Here is a 6,000-nt window from a genome sequence, read left to right as displayed (position 1 = left end):
GTATGGTGCCGGGCATTCTGGCCGGGCTGGCGCTGATCGTTCCGGCGGTCTGGCTGTCGCGCAAACACAAGATGGGCGCGCTGGAAGCCAGCATGCCGCGCCCGCCTTTCTGGGCCAGTTTTAAGGAAGCGGTCTGGGGGTTGGCCGCACCGATCCTGATCCTGGGCGGCATGCGCGCCGGCTGGTTCACGCCGACCGAAGCGGCGGTGGTCGCCGTGTTCTACGGCCTGTTTATCGGCATGGTGGTGTACCGCACGATCTCGGTGCGCGACCTGTTTCCCATCCTGCGCGAGTCGGGCGAGTTGTCGGCGGTGATTTTGCTGGTGGTGTCGCTGGCCAGCATTTTTGCCTATTCGCTGAGCACGCTGGGCGTGATTGACCCGCTGACGAATGCCATCGTCAACTCGGGGCTGGGCGAATACGGCATTTTGTCGCTCCTGATTTTGATGCTGATCACCGTCGGCATGTTCCTCGACGGCATTTCGATTTTTCTGATCTTCGTGCCGCTGCTTCTGCCGATTGCCCAGTTTTACCACTGGGACCTGGTGTGGTTCGGTGTCATCCTGACGTTGAAGGTGGCGCTCGGCCAGTTCACGCCGCCGCTGGCCGTCAACCTGATGGTGTCGTGCCGGATTGCCAATGTGCGCATGGAAGAAACCGTGCGCTGGGTGGTCTGGATGCTGGGCGCGATGTTCCTGGTGCTGGTCGCCGTGATCGCTTTTCCCGAACTGGCCCTGTGGCTGCCGCGCAAGCTGGGCTACTGAGCCCGAATCCCTTTTTTTACCCAAGGAGACTTCCCCATGAAACGCAAGAATTTTCTCGGCCTGGCGCTGGCCGCCACCGCGCTGGCCCTGACAGCCGCCGCACCCGCGCAGGCACAAACCTACAAGGCCGAATACAAGATGTCGCTGGTGCTCGGGCCCGCTTACCCGTGGGGCAAGGGCGGCGAAATCTGGGCGAATCTGGTGCGGGAGCGCACGCAGGGCCGCATCAACATCAAGCTGTACCCGGGCGTGTCGCTGATCCAGGGTGACCAGACGCGCGAATTCAGCGCCATCCGCCAGGGCGTGATCGACCTGGCCGTCGGCTCGACCATCAACTGGTCGCCGCAGGTGAAGGAACTGAATTTGTTTTCGCTGCCCTTCCTGATGCCCGACTATGCGGCCATGGACGCGCTGACGCAGGGCGAGGTCGGCAAGGACATTTTCAGGATCATCGACAAGGCCGGCGTGATGCCGCTGGCCTGGGGCGAAAACGGATACCGAGAAATCAGCAATTCCAAGCGCGCCATCAAGATGCCCGAAGACTTGAAGGGCCTGAAAATCCGCGTCGTCGGCTCGCCGCTGTTCCTCGACACCTTCACGGCGCTGGGTGCCAATCCGACCCAGATGAGCTGGGCCGATGCGCAGCCGGCGCTGGCGACCGGAGCGGTCGATGGCCAGGAAAACCCGATGGCGATCTATACCGCCGCCAAGCTGCACACCATGGCGCAAAAATACGTCACGATGTGGGGCTACGTGGCTGATCCGCTGATCTTTGTGGCGAACAAGGACATCTGGGCATCGTGGACGCCCGCCGACCGGGCCATCGTCAAGCAGGCGGCAGTGGACGCCGGCAAGCAGGAAATCGTCATCGCCAGAAAGGGCCTGGCCGAAGCCGACAAGCCGCTGCTCAAGGACATTGCCGCCAACGGCGTGACCGTGACGCAACTCAGCCCGTCCGAACGCGAAGCCTTCGTCAAGGCGACCCGCCCGGTGTACGACAAATGGAAAAACCAGATCGGCGCCAACCTGGTCAACACGGCTGAAAAGTCGATTGCCGCGCGCAAGAAATAAGCACCACGCCGAACGCAAAAAAGCCCCGGATTTCGGGGCTTTTTTGCGTTCAAACGTCTGAGATTTCTGGTTGAAGTGAAATCACTTTGTGCTTGCATCACGGCAGAAGATAGATTTTTACTCCTGAATTTATAGCTGCTTAAGCATAGACAGCCTGCGCAGAATGCCTTTTTTGATGCTAAAACGGTTGTTTTTTGGTCAACGCAGGTAATCCCCGCTTTCTTCCGGCTGAAAAATCACCTTGAGGATTTTTGCCGAGGCCGGCTCTCCACCGGGCGCGCTCCAGCGGGCGGTCTGGCCTTCCGTCAGGCCCAGCAAAGCCGTACCGACCGGAGACAACACCGAGACAAAGCCCGTGTTCGGATCCGTATCGGGCGGATAGCACAGCGTCAGGGTGCGTTCCTCGCCGAGCATCTCGTCGGCAATCAGAACCCGGGAGTTCATGGTCACCAGATGGGGCGGCACGTCGTAGGAAGACACCAGTTCGGCACTGTCAATCACCGATGCCAGTTCGGCGGCAAACGCCATGCCGGGATGCTTGAGCAGCTTGCTGATGCGAACCTGATCGAGTTCGGTCAGAACGCGTGCGGGATGTGGGGAAGTGGCCATGGATGAACTCCTGAATCAAAAAGCCGGAACAGGCTTACCGGCAAGCCAGCGCTGCAAACGAGGCCCGGTGATCCAGAAAAAGGCGCTAGAAAATCAAGGGAGGATGGATCGCCGGGCTCAGGAATGTGTCACGGGCTGGTGCGGCCACTGCACCGGGCAGCCTGCAACGGCGCGCACCGCTGCGGGAACAGCGGGTGCATGTGCGGTGGCATACAGGGTGAACGTTGACGAGGATCGCATACAGCTTGATCCTAGCATCCCGTGTGGTGAAGGCAAACCGGACAATTCCCTCTTTGAAGCTCAGTGCGACAGGATCTTGTTCAGGAAGTCCTTGGTCCGTTCCTGGCGGTTTTCCGGATGGCTGAAAAACTCGTCCTTTGAGCAGTCTTCCAGAATCTTGCCGCCCACGTCCATGAAGATGACGCGGCTGCCGACCTTCTTGGCAAATCCCATTTCGTGGGTGACGACCATCATGGTCATGCCGTCGGTGGCCAGGCCCATCATGCAATCAAGCACCTCACCGACCATTTCCGGGTCGAGCGCCGAGGTCGGTTCGTCGAACAGCATGGCAATCGGGTCCATGCTCAGCGCCCGGGCAATCGCCACGCGCTGCTGCTGGCCGCCCGACAGCTGGCCCGGAAACTTGTCTTTGTGAAGCATCAGGCCGACGCGGTCAAGGTATTTCAGGCCATGGGTTTTGGCTTCGTCGGGCTTGCGGCCCAGCACCTTGATTTGTGCCAGCGTCAGGTTCTCGGTCACGCTCAGGTGCGGAAACAGCTCGAAATTCTGGAACACCATACCGACTCTGGAACGCAGCTTGGGCAGGTCGGTCTTCGGGTCATGCACCGCCTGGCCATCGACAAAAATCTGGCCCTTCTGGAAAGGCTCCAGCGCGTTGATGACCTTGATCAGCGTCGATTTGCCCGAGCCCGACGGCCCGCACACCACGACGACTTCGCCTTTTTCAATGCGGGTGCTGCACTTGTTCAGCACCTGCACATCGCCATACCATTTGGAAACTTCCTTCAACTCAATCATCTTCTTCTCCAATATTCTCTGGGGTGTTACTGCATCAGGAAAGGTATCAGCGAATGATGGCAATGCGGTTGTTCAGCCGCTTGACCATCCAGGACAGGCTGTAGCACAGCACGAAATACACCACGGCGGCCAGGATGTACGACTCCTCGGGCCGGCCGTAAATCTTGCCGGCTGTGGTGAAGCCCTTGAGCAGGTCGTAGGCGCCAATGGCATACACCAGCGAGGTGTCCTGGAACAGGATGATGGTCTGCGTCAGCAGCACCGGCACCATGTTGCGAAAGGCCTGCGGCAGGATAATCAGCCGCATGTTCTGGCCGTAGGTCATGCCCAGCGCCCGGCCGGCGTTCACCTGGCCGCGCGACACCGACTGGATGCCGGCGCGAACGATTTCACTGAAGTACGCCGCCTCGAAGGCAATGAATGTGATGGTGGCCGACAGTTCGGCACCAATGGGGCGGCCGATGAGCGTGGGCACCAGCAGGAAGAACCACAGGATCACCATCACCAGCGGAATCGAGCGCATGCCGTTGACATAGATGGTGGCGGGAATGGCCAGCAGCTTGTTGCCCGACAGGCGCATCAACGCCAGCATGGTGCCCAGCAAAATGCCGCCAAGCGTGGCGACCACGGTGAGCTGCACGCTGAACCAGAAGCCGCTGATGACGAACTTCGAAAGAAGCTCCCAGTTCAGAAAGGTCAGGTCAAGTCCGAACATGTCAGTGTCCTCCGCCGGTGGTGCCTGCCACGACCAGGCCGGGTATCTGCATTTTCTTTTCGACCAGCGCCATCATCCGGTTGACCGCAAAGGCGGAAACCGCATACAGAGCCGTGACGGCAATATAGATTTCGACGCCGCGCGAGGTTTCTTCCTGCGCCTGCATGGCAAACATGGTGAGTTCGGCAATCGACACGGCAAAGGCCACCGACGAATTCTTCAGCAGGTTCATCGACTCGCTGGTCAGCGGCGGCATGATGATGCGAACAGCCATCGGCAGCAGCACATAGCGGTAGGTCTGCATCGTGGTAAAGCCCAGCGCCATTCCGGCATAGCGCTGGCCGCGCGGCAGGGCCTGTATGCCGGCACGCACCTGCTCGGCAATACGCGCCGAGGTGAAAAAGCCCAGCGCCAGCACCACCAGCACAAAACCGGGCACTTCCTTCATGGCGGGGAACATCTTGGGAACCACAAAATACCAGAGAAAAATCTGCACCAGCAAGGGGATGTTGCGAAACAGCTCGACCCAGAAATTGCCCAGGCGCACCAGCCAGGGGCTGTTGGGAAGCGTACGCAGCGTGCCCATCAGGGCGCCGACCACCATGGCGACCACCCAGGCGGCCACTGCCACCGACAGTGTCCAGCCCCAGGCATTCAGCATCCATTCGAGATAGGTGCGCCCGCCCCCGTCATCGTTTAAAAAAACTTTCCAATCCCACGTCATGGTTGACTCCTGCTGGTTGTTTTTGTCGTCTTGTCCATTGAAACTCCTGCCCTAAACAGCAAACCCCGCCAGCGCAATCACGAGCGGGGTTTGTCGGCGCAGGATGCCGGAATTACTTCTTGGCGTACTCTTCCATCGGCTTGTCATTCGGCGTGGCCCAGGCGGCCTTGGTGCTTTCGCTGACCGGCAGGCCTACGCGGGTGTTCTTCGGCGGGATGGGCTGCATGAACCACTTGTCCCAGAGCTTGGCCATCTCACCGGTCTTGATCAGCTCGTCCACCGTGTTGTCGGCAATTTTCTTCAGGCCGGCGTCATCCTTGCGGACCATGATGGCAATCGGCTCGACGCTGAGCACTTCACCGACGATCTTGAAATCAGCCGGGTTTTTTGCGGATGCGATATTGCCAGCCAGAATGGAGCCGTCCATGACGAAGGCGTCGGCACGGCCCGATTCCAGCAGCAGGAAGCTGTCGGAATGGTCCTTGCCATAGACTTCCTTGAAGTCGATGCCGTTGGCGCGCTCGTTCTTGCGCAGGGTCTGCACGGAAGTGGTGCCGGTGGTGGTGGCAACGTTCTTGCCGGCCAGCTGGGAAATCGAGGTGATGCCCGAATTGGCCTTGACCGCAATGCGCACTTCCTCGACGAAGGTGGTGTGCACGAAAGCCACGTCCTTGGCGCGGGTGGCATTGTTGGTGGTAGATCCGCACTCGATGTCCACCGTGCCGTTTTGCACCAGTGGAATGCGGTTTTGCGACGTGACCGGCAGGTACTTGATCTCGAGCTTGCGGCCTGCCGCCTTTTCCAGGTTGGCCAGGATACGCTGGCAGATTTCAACGTGGTAACCCACGTATTTTCCATCACCCAGGGTATAGGACAGGGCACCGGACGAATCCCGAACGCCCATGGTGACGACGCCGGAAGCCTTGGCCTTGGCAACGGTGTCGGTTGCCTGGGCAAAAGCCGCACCTGACGCAAACAGCGCCAGTGCCAGAGTGGCTGTCTTGAATTTCATGAAATCTCCTGTATTGAAACAATTAGAAAAAACTATTTTATAGAGCGCAACATCAACCCTGTGCCAA

7 protein-coding genes are annotated in these 6,000 nt (G+C 59.5%); 2 read left to right on the top strand and 5 right to left on the bottom strand.

All coding sequences use genetic code 11. The features are described 5' to 3' along the window. Positions 1-764: TRAP transporter large permease subunit (locus GZ092_RS11890; protein WP_293636638.1), on the top strand; the 764-nt coding region annotated here is incomplete at its 5' end. A gap of 36 nt (positions 765-800) precedes the next feature. Continuing rightward, positions 801-1,835, top strand: a complete 1,035-nt coding sequence (locus GZ092_RS11885) for a DctP family TRAP transporter solute-binding subunit (protein ID WP_293636637.1) — start codon at positions 801-803, stop codon at positions 1,833-1,835. A gap of 198 nt (positions 1,836-2,033) precedes the next feature. Here the strand turns inward: GZ092_RS11885 and rnk are convergent, their stop codons facing one another. From rnk to GZ092_RS11860, 5 genes are all read right to left on the bottom strand, one after another. After that, entirely contained in the window at positions 2,034-2,444 is a 411-nt protein-coding gene (gene rnk, locus GZ092_RS11880) for a nucleoside diphosphate kinase regulator (protein WP_293636636.1), read from the bottom strand. A gap of 300 nt (positions 2,445-2,744) precedes the next feature. Continuing rightward, a complete protein-coding gene (locus GZ092_RS11875; protein ID WP_293636635.1) occupies positions 2,745-3,482 on the bottom strand; it encodes an amino acid ABC transporter ATP-binding protein in 738 nt (245 codons plus the stop codon). 46 nt (positions 3,483-3,528) lie between these two features. Continuing rightward, the gene (locus tag GZ092_RS11870) at positions 3,529-4,197 is read right to left on the bottom strand and encodes an amino acid ABC transporter permease (protein WP_293636634.1); all 669 of its coding nucleotides are present in this window, start codon (positions 4,195-4,197) and stop codon (positions 3,529-3,531) included. A gap of 1 nt (position 4,198) precedes the next feature. Continuing rightward, a complete protein-coding gene (locus tag GZ092_RS11865; RefSeq protein WP_293636633.1) occupies positions 4,199-4,921 on the bottom strand; it encodes an amino acid ABC transporter permease in 723 nt (240 codons plus the stop codon). A 112-nt stretch (positions 4,922-5,033) separates the two neighbouring features. Further along, complete coding sequence (locus GZ092_RS11860) at positions 5,034-5,933, bottom strand: transporter substrate-binding domain-containing protein (RefSeq protein ID WP_293636632.1); 900 nt, start codon at positions 5,931-5,933, stop codon at positions 5,034-5,036. Positions 5,934-6,000 lie beyond the last annotated feature (67 nt).

This window comes from Polaromonas sp. (assembly GCF_010365105.1).
Lineage (GTDB): Bacteria > Pseudomonadota > Gammaproteobacteria > Burkholderiales > Burkholderiaceae_C > Polaromonas.
This window is presented reverse-complemented; position numbering and strand designations above follow the sequence as displayed.

Excerpts from the sequence above, each read along its gene's own strand:
- GZ092_RS11885 (WP_293636637.1), top strand. The coding sequence starts at position 801 with ATGAAACGCAAGAATTTTCTCGGCCTGGCGCTGGCCGCCACCGCGCTG.
- rnk (WP_293636636.1), bottom strand. The coding sequence starts at position 2,444 with ATGGCCACTTCCCCACATCCCGCACGCGTTCTGACCGAACTCGATCAG.
- GZ092_RS11875 (WP_293636635.1), bottom strand. The coding sequence starts at position 3,482 with ATGATTGAGTTGAAGGAAGTTTCCAAATGGTATGGCGATGTGCAGGTG.
- GZ092_RS11870 (WP_293636634.1), bottom strand. The coding sequence starts at position 4,197 with ATGTTCGGACTTGACCTGACCTTTCTGAACTGGGAGCTTCTTTCGAAG.
- GZ092_RS11865 (WP_293636633.1), bottom strand. The coding sequence starts at position 4,921 with ATGACGTGGGATTGGAAAGTTTTTTTAAACGATGACGGGGGCGGGCGC.
- GZ092_RS11860 (WP_293636632.1), bottom strand. The coding sequence starts at position 5,933 with ATGAAATTCAAGACAGCCACTCTGGCACTGGCGCTGTTTGCGTCAGGT.